14 protein-coding genes and 3 pseudogenes are annotated in these 16627 nt (G+C 70.0%); 8 read left to right on the forward strand and 9 right to left on the reverse strand.

Annotated features, from left to right (window positions below; genetic code table 11):
- Positions 1-45: 45 nt before the first annotated feature.
- From ACIRF9_RS48980 to ACIRF9_RS49000, 5 genes and pseudogenes are all read left to right on the forward strand, one after another.
- Positions 46-1269, forward strand: a complete 1224-nt coding sequence (locus tag ACIRF9_RS48980) for a Gfo/Idh/MocA family protein (protein ID WP_403836804.1) — start codon at positions 46-48, stop codon at positions 1267-1269.
- Between the two features lie 109 nt (positions 1270-1378).
- Positions 1379-2404 carry a sugar ABC transporter substrate-binding protein gene (locus tag ACIRF9_RS48985; protein ID WP_403836806.1) on the forward strand — a complete coding sequence of 342 codons (1026 nt, stop codon included), beginning with the start codon at positions 1379-1381 and terminating at the stop codon, positions 2402-2404.
- A pseudogene (locus ACIRF9_RS48990) lies at positions 2404-2694 on the forward strand (ABC transporter permease); the annotation flags it as partial. The gene ACIRF9_RS48985 and the pseudogene ACIRF9_RS48990, both read left to right, overlap by 1 nt.
- Positions 2695-2747: 53 nt before the next feature.
- Positions 2748-2888 (forward strand): annotated as a pseudogene (locus tag ACIRF9_RS48995) (aldolase); the annotation flags it as partial.
- A gap of 145 nt (positions 2889-3033) precedes the next feature.
- Positions 3034-3228: pseudogene (locus ACIRF9_RS49000) on the forward strand (methylmalonate-semialdehyde dehydrogenase (CoA acylating)); the annotation flags it as partial.
- A 52-nt stretch (positions 3229-3280) separates the two neighbouring features.
- On the opposite strand, the gene ACIRF9_RS49005 reads toward ACIRF9_RS49000, so the two are convergent.
- Entirely contained in the window at positions 3281-4834 is a 1554-nt protein-coding gene (locus tag ACIRF9_RS49005; RefSeq protein ID WP_403836808.1) for an LLM class flavin-dependent oxidoreductase, read from the reverse strand.
- A gap of 86 nt (positions 4835-4920) precedes the next feature.
- Between ACIRF9_RS49005 and ACIRF9_RS49010 the strand changes: the two genes are divergently transcribed.
- Positions 4921-5352: a MarR family winged helix-turn-helix transcriptional regulator gene (locus ACIRF9_RS49010; protein WP_403836810.1), complete on the forward strand. Its 432-nt coding sequence runs from the start codon at positions 4921-4923 to the stop codon at positions 5350-5352.
- 15 nt (positions 5353-5367) lie between these two features.
- Here ACIRF9_RS49010 and ACIRF9_RS49015 read toward each other — a convergent pair whose 3' ends face one another.
- The 6 genes from ACIRF9_RS49015 to ACIRF9_RS49040 all read right to left on the reverse strand — a co-directional run bounded on the left by ACIRF9_RS49015 (position 5368) and on the right by ACIRF9_RS49040 (position 11767).
- Positions 5368-6402, reverse strand: coding sequence for a Gfo/Idh/MocA family protein (locus ACIRF9_RS49015; RefSeq protein WP_403836812.1), 1035 nt, complete (start codon positions 6400-6402; stop codon positions 5368-5370).
- 49 nt (positions 6403-6451) lie between these two features.
- Positions 6452-7360: a carbohydrate ABC transporter permease gene (locus tag ACIRF9_RS49020; protein WP_403836814.1), complete on the reverse strand. Its 909-nt coding sequence runs from the start codon at positions 7358-7360 to the stop codon at positions 6452-6454.
- Positions 7360-8205: a carbohydrate ABC transporter permease gene (locus ACIRF9_RS49025; RefSeq protein WP_403836858.1), complete on the reverse strand. Its 846-nt coding sequence runs from the start codon at positions 8203-8205 to the stop codon at positions 7360-7362. Before ACIRF9_RS49025 ends, ACIRF9_RS49020 begins: the two co-directional genes overlap by 1 nt.
- Before the next feature lie 68 nt (positions 8206-8273).
- Positions 8274-9596, reverse strand: coding sequence for an extracellular solute-binding protein (locus tag ACIRF9_RS49030; RefSeq protein WP_403836816.1), 1323 nt, complete (start codon positions 9594-9596; stop codon positions 8274-8276).
- A 171-nt stretch (positions 9597-9767) separates the two neighbouring features.
- A complete protein-coding gene (locus ACIRF9_RS49035; RefSeq protein ID WP_403836818.1) occupies positions 9768-10838 on the reverse strand; it encodes a Gfo/Idh/MocA family protein in 1071 nt (356 codons plus the stop codon).
- Positions 10835-11767, reverse strand: a complete 933-nt coding sequence (locus tag ACIRF9_RS49040; RefSeq protein WP_403836820.1) for an aldo/keto reductase — start codon at positions 11765-11767, stop codon at positions 10835-10837. The genes ACIRF9_RS49035 and ACIRF9_RS49040 overlap by 4 nt, the downstream gene beginning before the upstream one ends.
- Before the next feature lie 213 nt (positions 11768-11980).
- Here ACIRF9_RS49040 and ACIRF9_RS49045 point away from each other — a divergent pair, with 213 nt between their 5' ends.
- Positions 11981-13015 (forward strand): LacI family DNA-binding transcriptional regulator, encoded by a 1035-nt coding sequence (locus tag ACIRF9_RS49045; RefSeq protein ID WP_403836822.1) that lies wholly within the window; start codon positions 11981-11983, stop codon positions 13013-13015.
- Between the two features lie 48 nt (positions 13016-13063).
- Positions 13064-15373 (forward strand): glycoside hydrolase family 3 N-terminal domain-containing protein, encoded by a 2310-nt coding sequence (locus tag ACIRF9_RS49050; protein WP_403836824.1) that lies wholly within the window; start codon positions 13064-13066, stop codon positions 15371-15373.
- Positions 15374-15391: 18 nt separating this feature from the next.
- Here ACIRF9_RS49050 and ACIRF9_RS49055 read toward each other — a convergent pair whose 3' ends face one another.
- Together ACIRF9_RS49055 and ACIRF9_RS49060 are read right to left on the reverse strand one after the other, a co-directional pair.
- Positions 15392-15781, reverse strand: coding sequence for a nuclear transport factor 2 family protein (locus ACIRF9_RS49055; RefSeq protein WP_403836826.1), 390 nt, complete (start codon positions 15779-15781; stop codon positions 15392-15394).
- Between the two features lie 56 nt (positions 15782-15837).
- Complete coding sequence (locus ACIRF9_RS49060) at positions 15838-16614, reverse strand: enoyl-CoA hydratase-related protein (RefSeq protein WP_403836828.1); 777 nt, start codon at positions 16612-16614, stop codon at positions 15838-15840.
- Positions 16615-16627: the final 13 nt, after the last annotated feature.

The following is a 16627-nucleotide window of genomic DNA, read 5'->3' on the forward strand; positions in this document are numbered from 1 at the left end:
TTTCCACCTCATCGAACCCGTACATACAGCTGGGAAGTAGGAACAATGACCGAGCGAATCGGCGTGGCAGTCGTCGGAGCGGGCATGGCCGGTCAGGCCCATGCCTACGGCTACCGCAACGCGACCATGCACCCCGACCTGGCCGGGCGGGTCGCCGTCGACCTGGTCGCCGTGGTCGACGCGAACAAGGAACTCGCCGAGAGCACGGCCGCCCGGTACGGGTTCGCCACCGCGCACGCGGACATCCAGGCGATCCTGGACGACCCGGCCGTCGACGCGGTGAGCGTCGCGCTGCCCAACAACCAGTACATCGGGGTGATCCCGCGCCTGCTGGCCGCCGGCAAGCACGTCATGGCGGAGAAGCCGCTCGGACGCACGGCCGCCGAGGCGCTGCAGCTCGCGCGGACGGCGGAGAAGTCGGGACTGGTGCACGCGATCAGCTTCTCCTGGCGCCGGCTGGCCGCCGTGGAAGGCATCGCCAAGCTGGTGCGGGAGGGCGCCATCGGCGAGCCCCGGCACTTCTCCGCCTGGTACCTGACCGACTACGCGGCCAACCCCGAGGCGCCGCTGTCCTGGCGGTACGACCGCGCGCTGGCCGGCGGCGGCGCGATCCTGGACATCGGTCCGCACATCGTCTCCGTCCTGGAGCACGTGCTGGGTCGGACGGGCCGTGTGGTGGCCGCCGACATGCGGACCGTCGTGCCCGAGCGCCCGGTCCCGGCCGGCGCCGTGGTCGGACACGGCCCGGTCGCCACCACCGGCGAGCGGGGCCCCGTCACCACCGACGACGTCACCACCGCCATCACCGAGTTCGCCTCCGGCGTGACGGGGCACATCACCGTCAGCCGGGTCGCCACGGGTGTGCCCAACTCCCTGGGCTTCCACCTCATCGGCTCGACCGGCTCGATCCGCTTCGACTCCGTCCACCCCGACGAGTTCGAGCTGTTCACCAGCTCGCCGCCGAACGGTGTCACCAACGGATCGCGCACGGTGATCGTCGGCCCGGAGTACGACTCCTTCGCCCACACCATCCCCATGCCCGCCCGGGGCGTCGGATCCGGCTACGGCGCCGGCTTCGTCGCCCAGGTGCAGGAGTTCCTCGGCGCCATCGCGGGCAACGGCACCATGCAGACCGACTTCTTCACCGGTTACCGCGCCATGCTCGTGTGCTCCGCCGCCCAGCGGGCGGCCGCCACCGCGAGCGCCGTCGACCTCGCAGCCCTGGACACCGAGCTCCGTGCGGCCTCGTCCGCCCTGACCGGCGGCTGATCCCTGACGTTCCACACCGCGCACAGCCCGGCCGCCGTGCCCGCGGCGGCCTTCCGGGCCCGGCCCGGAGCAGCACCACCCATTCGAAGAGCACAGTGAGGTGCCCGCCATGAACCGCAGCTCCCGATCCCGCAAGACCCGCAGAAACGCCGCGCTCGTCGCCGCCGCCGCGGCGACCGCCCTCCTGGTCGCCGGCTGCTCCAGCAGCTCCGGCGGCAAGAAGGCCGAGGACTCCGACGGCGGCGCGGCCGCCGCAGGCAAGGCCGACACCCCGCGTATCAAGGTCGCCCTGGTCACGCACGCGGGACCGGGCCAGGCCTTCTGGGACACCGTCCGCAAGGGCGCCGAGGTGGCCGCCGCCAAGGACAACGTCGAGCTGCTCTACTCGGCGGACCCCAGCGCCGGCAACCAGGCGAACCTGGTGCAGAACGCCATCGACCAGAAGGTGGACGGCATCGCCGTCACGCTCGCCAAGCCCGACGCGTTGAAGGGCGTCCTCGCCAAGGCGGAGGCCGCCGGCATCCCGGTGGTGGGGCTCAACTCGGGTACGGACACGTGGAGGTCGCTCGGGCTGCTGGAGTTCTTCGGGCAGAACGAGTCCGTGGCGGGTGAGGGCTTCGGCGAGAAGCTCAACGCCCTCGGCGCCAAGCACACGCTGTGCGTGGTCCACGAGCAGGGCAACGTGGGCCTGCAGGCTCGGTGTGACGGCCTGAAGAAGACCTTCAAGGGCAAGACGGACACCCTGTACGTGAACGGCACCGACATGCCCTCGGTGAAGTCCACCATCACCGCGAAGCTCCAGCAGGACAGCTCGATCGACGAGGTGGCCACCCTGTACGGGGCGATCGGTCTCACCGCCGTGGAGGCCGCGAAGGACGCGGGCAGCAAGGCCAAGGTCGCCACCTTCGACCTGGACAAGCAGGTCGTCGCCGCCATCAAGGACGGCACCCTGCAGTTCGCCGTCGACCAGCAGCCCTATCTCCAGGGCTATCTGGCGATCGACTCCCTGTGGCTCTACCAGACCAACGGCAACTACATGGGCGGCGGACAGGAACCCGTCCTCACCGGCCCGGCGTTCGTCGACAAGTCCAACATCGCCGCCGTCGAGAAGTACGCCGCCAAGGGAACCCGGTGATGACCATGACCCCACAGGCCGCGCCGGCGGTGACCGCACCGCCGGCCTCCGGCCCACAGCCGACCGACGGCCGGACCGCTGAACATCCCCTGGCCGTACGGCTGTTGGCACGCCCGGAGATCGGCGTCTTCCTCGGCGCCGTGGCCGTCTGGGTCTTCTTCCTGATCGCCGCGCCGCCGGTACGCGACGGCAGCTCGATGGCGAACATCCTCTATCAGTCCTCCACCATCGGAATCATGGCCCTGCCGGTGGCCCTGCTGATGATCGGCGGCGAGTTCGACCTGTCGTCATCTCCCACTGGGACAACGGCAAGATCCGCAACGACCTCTCCCCCGACGCCGTCATCAAGTCGCTCACCATCACCTCGGGCCTGTGGCGCCGCAGCGCCCATACGTGGCTGAAGCTGCCGGTCGTCGACGACGTTGAGCCTGCTGTGAGCGGCGTCAGCAAGTGCAGGCTGTCGTACGGCACTTCAGCCGACGACGTCACCGACTGCGCGTACCTGCCGCACAAGTCGGCGGCCCGGATCAGCAGCGCGCACGGGGGTCGTCACGCGCTGCCCTCCGCCCGTACCGAGCGGGGAGGTCACTCGGCTCGGTACGGGTGCAAGGAGGACGTGTCCGTCGAACGTCCACCAGCAGGCCACCGCGGCAGGCAAGCGGGCCCAGGCCCTCGGCGGCGCCGAGAACCACGCCGTCGTCCTGGTCGAGATCCTGGAGCGCAAGGCCCGCGAGGTGAAGGTCGGTATGGGCCCGCTGGTCACCAAGGCCGCCCAGGAGCGCGTCGAGAACGCCGTCAGCACCGCCGCCACGCAGGGCGCCACCGGCGGCATGATCGGCATCAACGTCCCCGAAGTTCCTTCTGCGTGCGCTCCGGTCAGCCGGTGAACAGCGAGAAGCGGGACAGCGGTTCCACGAGTTCGCGTTCCTCGTAGGACAGGTGCGACAGGAGCGTGTCCGACAGGACGTTCACGTTGTCGCGGAGCTGTGTCACGTCGCCGGAGCCGTCGACCAGGGCGACCAGTGCCCGGTCGACACGTTCGAGGACGTCGTGGATGACGTGGTGCTCCTCCTCCAGCCGGTCCAGTACCGGCTTCAGCCCCGGGTCCGCCCGCCGCAGCTTGGGGAAGATCGAGTCGTCCTCTAGGGTGTGGTGCAGGGTCACGCCGCGGCAGTACGACTCGCAGTAGGCGCCGAGCGTCCAGTTGTTCTGCCGCATCGTCAGCTCGTTGATGACCGACCGCGCGCCTCCCACGTCCATCACCCCGGCGGCGACCTGCTCGACGAGGTCGCGCACCTTCTCCAACTCGGCCCGGAGATGGTCGTGGACGTCGATCAGATGCTGACCGTTCGTGCGCTGGGTCGCCGTGTACGTCTGTCCGGGCCGCGGCGCCGGAGCGGTCGGCCGTGTCGACTCGTCCCACAGCCGTTCCCCGCTCAGCCGCACCCCGTCGTCGGGTGTCGGTGCGAGGCCGAGACCCGAGTCCGATACGACGGGTGCGGCAACGGCTGCTGTCGCGGTTTCGGTGACGCCCGCTCCCGTCGGCGCGGTCCCCTGTGCCCCCGCGCGCGCCGCCTCGACCGCCTCCCGCACGCCTTCGGCGACCTCCGCGAACCGGCGGATGTCGTCCGGGGCGTCGCTGCCGAAGACGTAGACGCTCATCCCATGGGTCAGGGTGATCTCCGTGAGGCGGTCGACCCATTCCTCCACGGGGCCGTCGAGTGGGCTGTTGCCGGGGCCGATGTTGTAGATCCGGCGGATGTCGGAGGGGTCGCGGCCCGCCTTGAGTGCCGCCGCGTCGATCTCGGCGTTGGGCTCGGCCAGCTTCTCCGGGGCGAAGTACGGGCTCGACACCATCCAGCCGTCGGCCAGCCGGCCCGTGAGCCGCAGCATGCGGGGCTTGACCGCGCCCAGCCAGATGCCGACGTCGTGGGCCGGGGCGGGTCCGCGCTTGGCGCCGACGACCTGGTAGTGCTTGCCGTCGGCCTTGATGCCGACGCGTTCCGGTGACCAGACCTCGCGGATGATCCGTACGCCCTCCTCCAGGGCCTCTACGTTCTCCCCCACGGTGCGGTCGGGACCGCCGGCCGCCACGATGGCCTCGCGGAACGCGCCCGCGCCCAGGCCGAGTTCCACCCGGCCGCCGCTGAGGATGTCCAGCGAGGCGACGCTCTTCGCGAGCACGTAGGGCGGGCGCAAGGGCAGGTTGGCCACGTTCGGGGAGACCTTGACGCGCTGGGTCTTGGCCGCGATCACCGACAGCAGCGTCCAGGTGTCGAGGAAGGCGGGCTGGTACGGATGGTCCTGCACCGTCACCAGGTCGAGGCCCACCTGCTCAGTGAGCTGCGCCAGCGCGACCACGCGGTCCGCCTGCGCCGCCGCCGGCGTGAGAAAGGTGCCGAACATCAGCTCGTGCCCGTAATCGGCCATGGCGCAGCTCCTTCGCCCCACGTACTATTCGCAGTACGAACAAAGTACTTTGTGGCACGAACAAAAACAACCGGAGGAGATCTCCCATGCGGGAAGCGGCCGGTCCGGCAGCCGGTCTGGTGCGGCTGTCGTTCCTGATCCAGACCGTCTACACCGAGTGCAGCCGGGACTGTGGACTGACCTACGCCCAGGCTCAGTTGCTGTGCTCACTGACCTTCGGCCCGAAGGGCATGGCCGAGCTGTGCGGCGTCCTGGGGGTCGAGCGGTCCAGCCTCACCGGACTCGTCGACCGCGCCGAGCAGCGTGACCTCGTCGAGCGCCGGCCCGATCCGGCCGACCGCCGCGCGGTCCGCGTGGCGCTCACCCCGAGCGGCGAGGAGGCGATCGGAGCCTTCCATCGCGGCATCACCGAACGCCTGGACGCGCTCCTCGCGGACCTCCCCGCCGCCGAGCGGAAGAGCTTCCATCTCACGCTCACGAAGCTCACGGCGGATGCACCACCCGTCTTCGTCGACTGAGCAGTCGACGCTTCGTCAATTCCCGTCCGGCTCCCCGGGATAGCGGATCCCGGTGACCGCGCGGGCGGCGTCCGAGGTCGCCATGACCGCGAGGGTGCCGTCCAGCGGGACGAGCGGTGACTCGGTGGCGCCGGCGCGCAGGCAGCGGGCCACCTCCAGGGCCTCGCGGAAGTAGCCGTTGCCCTGTGCGGTCGGAAGGCGGAACTCCTCGGGTTCGCGACCCTTGCGGTGCAGGACGAAGCCGTCGGCCCGGAAGAAGTCGCGGACGATCTCGATCCGGCCGAGCGTGCCGTTCACCGATGCGCGCTGGTCCGTCCCGGTGCCCAGCGAGCAGGAGAGCACGGCAATGGCTCCGCTGTCGTAGCCGAGCAGGATGCCGGTGTTGTCGTCGACGCCCGAGGGGTTGAGATGCGCCTGCGCGGAGACCGCGCTGGGCACCCCCAGGAACAGGTGGGCGAACGAGACGACGTAGAAGCCGAGATCGAGGAGGGCCCCGCCGCCCTGTCCCGGGTCGTGCAACCGGTGGTCGGGGTCGTAGGGCACGGCGATGCTGAAGTCGGCGTGCACCGAACGGACTTCACCGATCGCGCCGTCGGCGATCAGCTCCTGCATCTTCAGTACGGCAGGGTTGAGATAGGTCCACATCGCCTCCATCAGGAAGACGTCGCGCTTGCGGGCCATGCCGACCAGGTCCTGGGCCTGCGCGAGGTTGAGGGTGAGGGGCTTCTCGCACAGCACCGCCTTCCCCGCGTCCAGGCACAGGACGGCGGCGGCATGGTGGGCCGCGTGTGGTGTGGCCACGTACACCACGTCGACGTCCGGGTCCGCGGCGAGGGCGTGCCAGGTGCCGTGGGCGCGCGCGACGCCGTGCCGGTCGGCGAACCGCCGGGCGCTCTCGACGCTGCGGGAGCCCACGGCGACCAGCTCGGCGTCGTCCGGGATGAGTTGCAGGTCTTCGGCGAAGGTGTGGGCGATGGCGCCGGTGGCCAGGATGCCCCAGCGGACGGGGCGGGAGGCGGCCACCGGTGCTTGCGGGGTCGGGTCGGTCATGTGCTCGGAGCCTTCGGTGAGTGGGCGGGAAAAGACCTGGATCGGCTGCTCACTTGCCGAAGCCCGCGGTCATGCCGCTGATGAGCTGGCGGCGGCCGACGACGTACAGGGCGAGGATCGGCAGCGTGGAGAGGACCACCGCGGCCACGATCGCGGGGACGTTGATGGTGAACTCGCCCTGGAAGCTCCACACGAACAGGGGCAGCACACGCTTGTCCGGGCTCTGCGTGAGGATCAGCGGGAAGAGGAAGCCGTTCCAGACGTTGAGCGCGTCGTAGATCGTGACGGTGAGCAGCGCGGGGCGCGCGAGCGGCAGGGCCAGGTTCCACAGCATGCGCCAGTGGCCGGCGCCGTCCGCCCGCATGGACTCGTACAGCTCATCGGGGATGTCCCGCAGGAAGTTGACCAGGATGATCACGGTGAGCGGGATCGCGAACGCCGCCGACGGGAGCACGAGGGCGAGCAGGGTGTCGTACATCTGCGCCTTGGCGATCAGGTAGTAGATCGGGATGATCGTGGCCTGCATGGGGATGGCCAGGCCCAGCAGGAAGACGCTGAACGCCCAGCGCAGCCCTTTCCCGGTGCCGCGGACGATGGCGTAGGCGGCCAGGAAGGACACGACGAGTGTCATCAGCGTGGCCCCGACCGTGACCACGAGGCTGTTGAACAGGTAGTGCCAGAAGCCGTTGTCGAGGACCAGGCGGTAGTTGTCCAGGGTCGGATCGGACGGTATCGAGAGGGGGTTGGCCTCGAAGAAGCCGTCGCGGGTGCGCAGACTGGTGACGACGACCCAGTAGATGGGGACGATGACGATCACCAGCCAGACCAGGCCGCCGAGCGCGCCGAGTGAGTTGGTGCGGCGCAGCCGGGCGAACCGGCTCGGTGGTGCGGCGGGGGTCTTCAGGTGCGTCGGCGTGCCGGGGGTGCGGGTGGAGGGGGCCTCGGAGAGCGTGGACATCACATACCTGCCTGCTGGCTGCGCATCCGGCTGAAGCCGGAGAACCGGACGAGGGCGAGCGAGATGATGAGACCCGCCGCGACGAGCACCACCGAGATGGCGCTGGCGAGGCCCATCTGGTTGCTCTGGAAACCGGTGATGTACATGTCGAGCGGGAGGATGCGGGTGGAGTACCCGGGCCCGCCGGCGGTGAGCACGAAGATCAGGTCGAAGTAGGTCAGCGAGCCGACGACCACCAGCGTCGAGGACGTGACGATCGTGTAGCGCAGCTGGGGCAGGGTGATGTGCCAGAACTGCTGGAGCCGGCTCGCGCCGTCGAGGGCGGCTGCCTCGTACAGCGAGCCCGGGATCTGTCGTGCGCCGGCCTGGTAGAGCAGGGTGTGGAACGGCATGAACTGCCAGGAGATGACGAACACGACGACGTAGAAGGCGAGTTGCGGGTCACCGAGCCAGTTCTTGTCCAGCAGCGGCAGGTCGAGTGTCGCGCCCAGACCGAAGTTGGGGTCGAGCAGGTTCTTGAAGATGATGGCGATGGCGGCCGTCGAGATCAGCAGCGGGATGAAGAAGAACACACCGAGCAGGGCCCGGTAGCGCTGCTTCCCGGCGAGGAAGACGCCCAGCAGCAGACTGATCGGGGTCTGCACGACCCAGGCGAAGAGCATCATCTTGAGGCTGAGCCACACCGCGTGCCGGGTGACATCGCTGGACAGCGCGGTACGCCAGTTCTCGAGGCCGGTCCAGTCCGGCGTGCCCAGTCCGTCCCAGCGGGTGAAGCTGAGGTAGACCACGATCCCCATCGGGACGAGCGCGAACAGCGCGAACAGCAGCAGGGCGGGCAGCGCCATGACGAACGGCGGGCCGCCCTTCTGAGTGGCCGCGGAGACCTTGGCCGTACTCACTACCTTGGCGGTACTCACTTCGCCGCCGCCTCGTCCATCTGGGAGCAGAACTCCTGCGGGCTGATCTCGCCGAGGAAGAGCTGGTCGAGGTGGGTGAGCAGGGCGTCGCCGAGTTCGGGGGTGAGCGCCTGGTCCCAGGAGAGCTGGAAGCTCTTGGCGTCACGGGTGAGGTTGTAGACGTAACTCGACCAGTCTGCGCTGTCGGACGCCTTGATCTTGGCGTCCAGGTCCTTCACGGGCGGGACGTTGCCGATCTCGAGCAGGCTGTCGATGTAGGAGTCGTTGTAGACGCCGTCCTTGAGGTACGACAGCGCGGTCGCCTTCTGCTTGGCGCCGGCCTGCTCGGAGACGGAGAAGAAGTTGGCGGTGTTGCCGACGACGTTGGTCGGGTCGCCCTTGCCGCCCTCGACGGTCGGGAAGCCGGTCCAGCCCAGGTGGCCCTCGGAGACGAACTTCGGGGCGCCGGTGACGAAGGTGCCGCCGTAGGCCCAGCTGCCCTGGAGGATCATGGCGGCCTTGCCGGTGTACACCTGCGCCTCGGCCTGGCCGGTGTCGGCGGAGACGGAGGTGAAGCCCTTGGCGAAGCCGTCCGCCTTCACCAGCTGCCGGCTCATCTCGGCGGCCTTGAGGACGGCCGGGTCGGACCAGGCGCCCTTCTTGCCGGCGACGATGTTGGCGAAGACCTCGGGGCCGCCGATCCGGTCGACCAGGTACTCCATCCACATCAGGTCGGGCCACTTGGCGCCACCGCCCATCGCGAACGGCGCGATCCCCTCCGCGTTGAACTTCTTGACCAGGTCCAGCAGGTCGTCCCAGGTCTTCGGCGGCTCGGCGCCGATCTTCTCGAAGAGCTGCTTGTTGTAGTAGATGACCACGGGCTGCACGCCGTTGACCGGGACGCCGTAGACCTTGCCGTCGAAGGTGGCGGATTCGAGGATCGAGGGGAAGATGCGGTTCTTCCACTGGGGGTTCTTGTCCAGTTCGGGCGTGAGGTCGGCGACCTTGCCCGCGTCGACGTAGGTCTTGAGGATGCCGCCGCCCCAGTTCTCGAAGAGGACCGGGCCGTTGCCGGCGCCGACCGCCGTGCGCAGCTTCTGCTTGTAGGGGTCGTTCTGGAAGAACTGGTAGTCGACCTTGCTGTCGGGGTGGGCCTTGTTCCACTCCGTTGCCGAGGCCCGGAAGGTCGCCTCGGACCCCTGGGTCAGGGCCCACACCAGCGCCTCGTCACCGGAGCCGCCGTTTGCGGTCCGGCCTGAGCTGCCGCAGGCCGTGATGGTCACGGCGAGGACGGCTGTGGCTGCGGCAACGGTGATGCGGAAGGGATTTCTCGGGTTCATGGTGAGCTCCTTCGCTCTTCAGAGGCTCGAACGCGGAACCGGCTCGAAAATTTTCGAAACCTCTGCACTTCCAGACCGATAAGTTAAGAGCCCCTCTGGGCGGGGTCAAGGTGTCGGACAGAGGGAATCCGTTGAGATGTCAACTGACGTGACGTCACGCGAGGGCGGGCTCTACGCCCACGCCTCCCGGGCCGTGGTGACCGGGCCGCCGGTGCGCACCGACTCGCCGATCGCGAGGGAGATCAGGTGGTCCTGGCAGGCCTCGGCGAGCGGGTACGGCGGTGGGCCCTCCTCACGGGACCAGGCACCGGTCCGCTCCAGGAGGTCCGCGACCGCGATGTCGTCGTCGGACCGGGCGGCACCCGCGAACGGATTGCGGTACACCACCCGTCCGTCGAAGCTGATGTGCTTGAGATCGAGCAGCTCCAGATCCAGGTCGACACCGGTCTGCCGCCGGACCAGGCGGGACTCGACCGGCGTTGTCGGATCGACCAGCCTGACCACCCGGTCGTCGACGATCTCACCGACCGAGCCCCGCACCACGATGCGCCGGGCCCGCAGCGGGTTCCACCACTGGTTGTCGGTGAAGTCGTACAGGCCCATCCGCCCGCCGAAGTCGAGGGTCGTGATCGTCGTGGTGAGTTGCTTCGGCGTGTCGTCGCCGGTCCAGCCGCTGAACTCCAGCGGGTTCGCCAGCGGGGCGGTGAACGCGCTCGCCCGCACCTCGGCGGCGGCGAAGCCGACCCCGAGCAGGCCACGGATGAGCGAGACCGCGTGGTACAGGTGGGTCGAGGAGACCTGGACCGAGGTCGGCTCGCCGATCACTCCGTCACGGACCAGGCTCCGCCGCGCGGCGTGTCCCGGCATCAGCAGGTACTGCTCGGCCACCTGGACCCGCCCGCTGCGGCCCACGTCCGCCCACAGCGACCGCAGACCGGCCAGGTCCGGGGCGGGTGGCGTCTCGGCGAGGACCGGCATCCGGTGACCGACCACCTCCCGTACCGCGTCCGGCATCACCGCCCAGGGCACGGAGGCGAGGACGTAGTCGGGCCGTTCGTGCCGCAGAAGGTCGTCGACCGAGCGGAAGGTCGGCACACCCCACTCGGCGATGACCTCGTCGCCGCGCTCCGCGCTCCGGGTCACCACGCCGGCGACCCGGAACCGGTCCGGCAGCGCCTTGGCCAGCCGCAGGAAGAACCGCGTCCGCCATCCGCTGCCGATCACCGCGAACGCCGTACTCACGACAACCAGACCTCCTCCGGAGCCGGGGCGACCTCCTGCCACAGCTCCTCGGGAATCGGGTGCTCCGCGAGCGCGATCGTCCGCTCGACCCGCTCGGGCCGGGTGATGCCCACGACGGTCGAGGTGATACGGGGTTCGCGCAGCGAGAACTGGAGTGCCGCGGCGGCCAGCGGAACGCCGTGGCGTTCGCACGCGGCCTGGATCCGTCGGGCCGCGTCCATGATCTGCGGAGGCGCGGGGTTGTAGAAGTACCGGTCGGTGGTGTCCGGACCCTTGGCGAGCATGCCGCTGGCGAAGGGCGCGGCGTTGACCACCGCGACACCGGCCGCCGCGCAGTCGTCCAGCAGCGGCCCCGCCGAACGGTCCAGCAGGGTGTACCGGTTGTGCGAGAGGACCACCTCGAACACGCCGGTGTCGACGTAGCGCCGCAGCAGGTCGACCGGGCCGCCGGCCACGCCGAGATGGCCGATCACTCCGTCGGCCTGGAGTTGCCGCAGGGTCTCCACCGGACCGCCCGGGGCCATGCTGTCCTCGTACGACAGGCGCTCGGGGTCGTGCAGGTACACCAGCGGTAGCCGGTCCAGACCGAGCCGCTCCCGGCTCTCCCGCACCGAGGCGTGCACCCGTCGGCCGGAGAAGTCGCCGGTGGAGTCGGGGTCCACCTTGGTCGCCACCAGGAATCCGTCGGGCACACCGCCGAGTTCGCGGAGCACGGTGCCGATGAGACGCTCGCTGGAGCCGTCCTGGCCGTATTCGTTCGAGGTGTCCACGAACCTGACCGGCCCCTGGAACACCCGGCGCAGCGTACTCAGCGCCTGGTCCTCGTCGACCGAGTAGCCGTAGGTCTGCGGCATGCTCCCGAGTGCGCTGGTGCCGATGCACAGTTCGGTCACCTCAAGCCCGGTCTTGCCGAGCGTACGGATCTCCACGCCCGCCTCCTTCGAAACTTTTCGCAATGATGAGCGTAATTCGGCCGATAACCTAGGCATCGACGCCGGTGCGGTCAAGGCGTCGGACCAGAACAGTTCCGGGCTTGGCGACCCGGTTTTCCCTGCCAGTCCGAGCCAAGTTGCCCGAGATCCCCTCTGGACCCTCGCCGAAACATTGCGCTACGGTCTCCTCAAGTCTCCGAAAGGATCAGCATGGCGAAGAGAGCCGTCGAGCGGAGCCGGACGACGCTGACCGGTATCGCCGAAGCGGCCGGCGTGTCGGTGGCCACCGTGTCGAAGGTGGTCAACGGCCGTAGCGACGTGTCGCCCGAGACCCGGGCGCGCGTGGAGCGGCTGTTGGTCGAGCACGACTACGTGGCCCGTGGCCCGGGCGGCGTCCAGTCGCCCGTGCGTACGATCGACCTGACCTTCGACCAGCTGGTCAACCCCAACAACCTGGTCATCACCCAGGGGGTGACCGAGGCGGCCGCGGAAGCGGGCGTCGACGTCGTCATCGGCACGGCGCCCGACGACCCGCTCGGCGCCTCCTGGGCCCGGAAGATCACCAACGCGGGCCGGGAGGGCGTCATCCTGGTGACCTCGGAGCTGACCCAGCAGCAGCGCGCCCAGTTCACTCAGGCCGGCATCCCGCTGGTGCTGATCGACCCGATGAACGTGCCCGACGAGAGCGTGCCGAGCATCGGCGCCACCAACTTCAGCGGCGGCATGGACGCCACCGAGCATCTGCTGAAGCTCGGTCACCGCCGTATCGCCATGATCGAGGGCCGGCACGACGCCGTGTGCAACACCGCCCGGCTGCACGGCTACCAGGCCGCGCTCATCGGCGCGGGCATCACGCCCGACCCCCTGCTCATCAAGCGCGGCGCCTTCCGCTTCGGGCCCGCCTACGAGGCCGCCCTGGAACTCTTCGCCCTCGACGAACCGCCCACCGCCGTGTTCGCCGGCAACGACCTGGAGGCGTTCGGCGTCATCGAGGCCGCCCGCGTCCGCGGACTGCGGGTGCCGGAGGACGTCAGTGTCGTCGGGTTCGACGACACCGCGGCGGCCGGCACCTCCGCTCCGCCGTTGACCACCGTCCGCCAGCCCTTCGTCGAGATCGGCCGCGCCGCGCTGCGCACCCTGCTGCGCCTCGCCGCGGGTGAGCCGCTCGACAGCCACCGGGTGGAGCTGGCCACACAGCTCGTCGTACGGGCCTCCACCGCGGCGCCACCCGGCCGGTCCTCCTGAACTCCACATCCCGCGCGGCCCCCGCGCCACCATCCCAAGGGACGCACCATGACCACACCTTGGGCCGATCCGGCCCGCCCTCGTGACGACAGGGTCGACGCTCTGCTCGCCGAGATGACCCTGGAGGAGAAGCTCGCCCAACTCGGCAGTGCCTGGCCCGACGTGGCACGTGTCAGCGGGAACGTGGCCCCGATGCAGGACGTCTTCGCCCGGCACGCCGAGTTCGCCGTGGCGAGCAAGGACGGCCTGGGCCATCTCACCCGCCCGTTCGGCACCAAGCCGGTCGAACCGGCCGAGGGCATGCGCCGACTCGCCTCCCTGCAGAGGGAGTTGATGGAGAACACCCGGCTCGGCATCCCGGCGATCGCGCACGAGGAATGCCTGACCGGCTTCACCGCCTACCGGGCCACCGTCTTCCCGACCGCCCTCGCCTGGGCCGCCACCTTCAACCCCGGCCTGGTCGAGGGCATGGCCGAGGCGATCGGTACGAGCATGCGCCAAGTCGGCGTCCACCAGGGCCTCTCCCCCGTCCTGGACGTCGTACGCGACTACCGCTGGGGCCGCGTGGAGGAGACCCTCGGCGAGGACCCCTACCTGGTCGCCACCACCGGCACGGCCTATGTCCGCGGCCTGGAGGGCGCCGGCATCATCGCCACCCTGAAGCACTTCGCCGGGTACTCCGCGTCCAAGGGCGCCCGCAACCACGCCCCGGTCTCCATGGGGCCACGCGAGTTCGCCGACGTCATCCTGCCGCCGTTCGAAACGGCGATACGCGACGGTGGCGCCCGTTCGGTGATGAACTCCTACGCCGACGTCGACGGGGTGCCCGCCGGCGCGGACGAGGGACTTCTCACCCGACTCCTGCGCGAGGACTGGGACTTCGACGGAACGGTCGTCTCCGACTACTGGTCGATCGCCTTCCTCCGTACGATGCACCGCATCGCCGCCACCGACGCCGAAGCCGGCGCCCGCGCCCTCACGGCGGGCATCGACGTCGAACTCCCCGACGCCCTCTGCTACGGCGAACCTCTCGCCGAACTCGTCCGGAGCGGCGCCGTGTCCGAGGACCTCGTCGACCGCGCCGCCCGCCGGGTGCTGCGGCAGAAGGCCGAACTCGGCCTGCTGGACGCCGACTTCACCCCCGAGATCCCGGCCGGGGAACCGGTCGACCTCGACCCGCCCGCCCACCGGGCGATCGCCCGCGAACTCGCCGAGCAGAGCATCGTCCTGCTCGACAACCGCGAAGGTGTCCTGCCGCTGGCCCCGGACACGGCCTCCATCGCGGTGATCGGCCCCTGCGCGAACGACCCGAACGCGTTCTTCGGCTGCTACACCTTCCCCAACCACGTCCTCCCCCACCACCCCGGCCACGACAACGGCATCGAGGCGCTCTCCCTCCTCGAAGCACTCGTCGCCGAACTGCCGCCCACCACCCGGATCGCCCACGCCCAGGGCTGCCCCGTGAAGGACATCGACCGCAGCTGCATCGACGCGGCCGTCGAAGAGGCCCGGCAGGCGGACGTCTGCGTCGCCGTCGTCGGTGACCGCGCAGGCCTCTTCGGCCTCGGCACCTCCGGCGAGGGCTGCGACGCCGAGGACCTCGCCCTGCCGGGCGTCCAGGGCGAACTCGTCGAGGCGCTGCTGGCCACCGGCACCCCGGTCGTCCTCCTCGTCGTCTCCGGGCGGCCCTACGCCCTCGGCGCCTACACGGGCCGCGCGGCCGCGATCGTCCAGGCGTTCTTCCCCGGGGAGGAGGGCGGTCCGGCCCTCGCCGGTGTCCTGTCGGGGCGTGTCAACCCGTCCGGCAAGCTCCCGGTGCAGATCCCCCGCACGCCCGGCGGGCAGCCCGCCACGTACCTGCACGCTCCCCTGGGCGGCAACACCCAGGGCGTGAGCAACCTCGACCCGACGCCTGCCCACCCCTTCGGGCACGGGCTGTCCTACACCTCGTTCGCCTACGAGGGGCTTCGGCTGAGCGCCGAGCGGATCGCGACCGACGGGGAGATGGAGATCAGCTGCCTGGTCCGCAATACAGGTGACCGCGCGGGCGACGAGGTCGTCCAGCTCTACACCGCCGACCCCGTCGCCCACCTCCCGCGTCCCGTCACCCAGCTGACCGGCTTCGCCCGGGTGCGGCTGACGCCGGGCGAGCAGCGCCGGGTCACCTTCCGCCTGCACACCGACCGGCTCGCCTACACGGGACCGGACATGCGGCGCATCGTCGAGCCGGGCGAGATCACCCTCATGATCGGGGCGTCCAGCGCCGATGTCCGCCTCACGGGCACGCTGCACCTGACCGGGCCGGTCCGCGAGGCAGGACATGACCGGGTCCTTCAGACGCCGGTGCGGATCGACTGAGCCCGGCGACGGCGGTGCCTACGCATCGCCGTGGCCCGCGGGCACGTTCAGGTCTTCGAAGCCCGGAATGAACATCACCGCGTGGTCGATCAGATCGCCGTCGAAGTGGAGGACGTCCCAGCCGGTGACGTCCTCCGCCCTGGTCTCGGTGGGCTGGTTCCACTGGTACATGGCGTAGTCGTGGTGGTGCTCGATCGGGGTGGTGAGCGAGAACTCGAGCCCGGCGAAGTGTTCCTGAAGCAGCCCGATACGGGAGTTGAGCGCGTCCCTGCCACGGACGATCCCGTCGGGCTCGACGACGGTGACGTCCTCCGTGTAGATCGCGGCGATCCGCTCGGCCCGCTCCCTGGGATCGGCGACGGCCCACACGCTCAGGTGATCGTCGACCAACTTCTTCATGTCACGCATGTCTTCTCCTGTGTGTGTAAGTAACCGGGACCCCGGCACCGCGAACCGCCGATGGTTCAGGTGCCGTTGAAGTTCGGCTTCCGACGGTCCCGGAAGGCGGCCGCGCCCTCGGCGAAGTCGCGGCTGTGCAACAGCTCGGCCTGACCGGTGCGTTCGGTCTCCAGCGCCCGGGTGAGTCCGGGCAGTGCCGCTTCGTCGATCGCCTGCTTGATCCGCGCGTAGGCGAGCGGCGGACCGGCGGCCAGCCGGGCGGTCACGTCGGTTACCGTCGCGTCGAGGTCGTCGTCGTCGACCACCTGCCCGATCAGGCCCCACTCCGCGGCCGTCTCCGCCCCCACGGGCTCACCGAGCAGGGCCATCCACATCGCCCGGGTCCGGCCCACGGCCGCCGGAACGAGCGCGGTCGCCCCGCCGTCGGGCATGAGGCCCACTTTCGCGAAGGCGAGCAGGAAGGACGCCGACCGCGTGGCGATCACCAGGTCGCAGGCCAGGGCGAGGGAGCAGCCCACCCCCGCTGCGGCACCGTCCACGGCCGCCACCACGGGTTTCCCGATCCGCCGCAGGGCCAGGGCGGCGCGGCCGGCGGCATCCACGGTGTCCGCGTCGACCTCCGCCCCCAGATCCGCGCCGGAACAGAACGCCCGTCCGGCGCCGGCCAGCACCACCACCCGGACCCGCTCGTCCTCGGCCGCCCGGCCGATCACTCCGGCGAGTTCGTCGAGGTCTTCCGTGCGCAGCGCGTTCAGCCGCTCGGGTCTGGACAGCAGCACCCGCAGCACACCGTCGTCGAGGGCGGAGCGGATGCCCTCGGACATCCGCTCACCGTCACTCACGGGCCCTCACTCC

The sequence above is a fragment of the Streptomyces sp. NPDC096132 genome (assembly GCF_044763345.1).
Lineage (GTDB): Bacteria > Actinomycetota > Actinomycetes > Streptomycetales > Streptomycetaceae > Streptomyces.

What these genes read in the sequence shown, in the direction of transcription:
- ACIRF9_RS48980 (WP_403836804.1), top strand. Translation starts at nt 46, where the DNA reads ATGACCGAGCGAATCGGCGTGGCAGTCGTCGGAGCGGGCATGGCCGGT.
- ACIRF9_RS48985 (WP_403836806.1), top strand. Translation starts at nt 1,379, where the DNA reads ATGAACCGCAGCTCCCGATCCCGCAAGACCCGCAGAAACGCCGCGCTC.
- ACIRF9_RS49005 (WP_403836808.1), bottom strand. Translation starts at nt 4,834, where the DNA reads ATGGCCGATTACGGGCACGAGCTGATGTTCGGCACCTTTCTCACGCCG.
- ACIRF9_RS49010 (WP_403836810.1), top strand. Translation starts at nt 4,921, where the DNA reads ATGCGGGAAGCGGCCGGTCCGGCAGCCGGTCTGGTGCGGCTGTCGTTC.
- ACIRF9_RS49015 (WP_403836812.1), bottom strand. Translation starts at nt 6,402, where the DNA reads ATGACCGACCCGACCCCGCAAGCACCGGTGGCCGCCTCCCGCCCCGTC.
- ACIRF9_RS49020 (WP_403836814.1), bottom strand. Translation starts at nt 7,360, where the DNA reads ATGTCCACGCTCTCCGAGGCCCCCTCCACCCGCACCCCCGGCACGCCG.
- ACIRF9_RS49025 (WP_403836858.1), bottom strand. Translation starts at nt 8,205, where the DNA reads ATGGCGCTGCCCGCCCTGCTGCTGTTCGCGCTGTTCGCGCTCGTCCCG.
- ACIRF9_RS49030 (WP_403836816.1), bottom strand. Translation starts at nt 9,596, where the DNA reads ATGAACCCGAGAAATCCCTTCCGCATCACCGTTGCCGCAGCCACAGCC.
- ACIRF9_RS49045 (WP_403836822.1), top strand. Translation starts at nt 11,981, where the DNA reads ATGGCGAAGAGAGCCGTCGAGCGGAGCCGGACGACGCTGACCGGTATC.
- ACIRF9_RS49050 (WP_403836824.1), top strand. Translation starts at nt 13,064, where the DNA reads ATGACCACACCTTGGGCCGATCCGGCCCGCCCTCGTGACGACAGGGTC.
- ACIRF9_RS49055 (WP_403836826.1), bottom strand. Translation starts at nt 15,781, where the DNA reads ATGCGTGACATGAAGAAGTTGGTCGACGATCACCTGAGCGTGTGGGCC.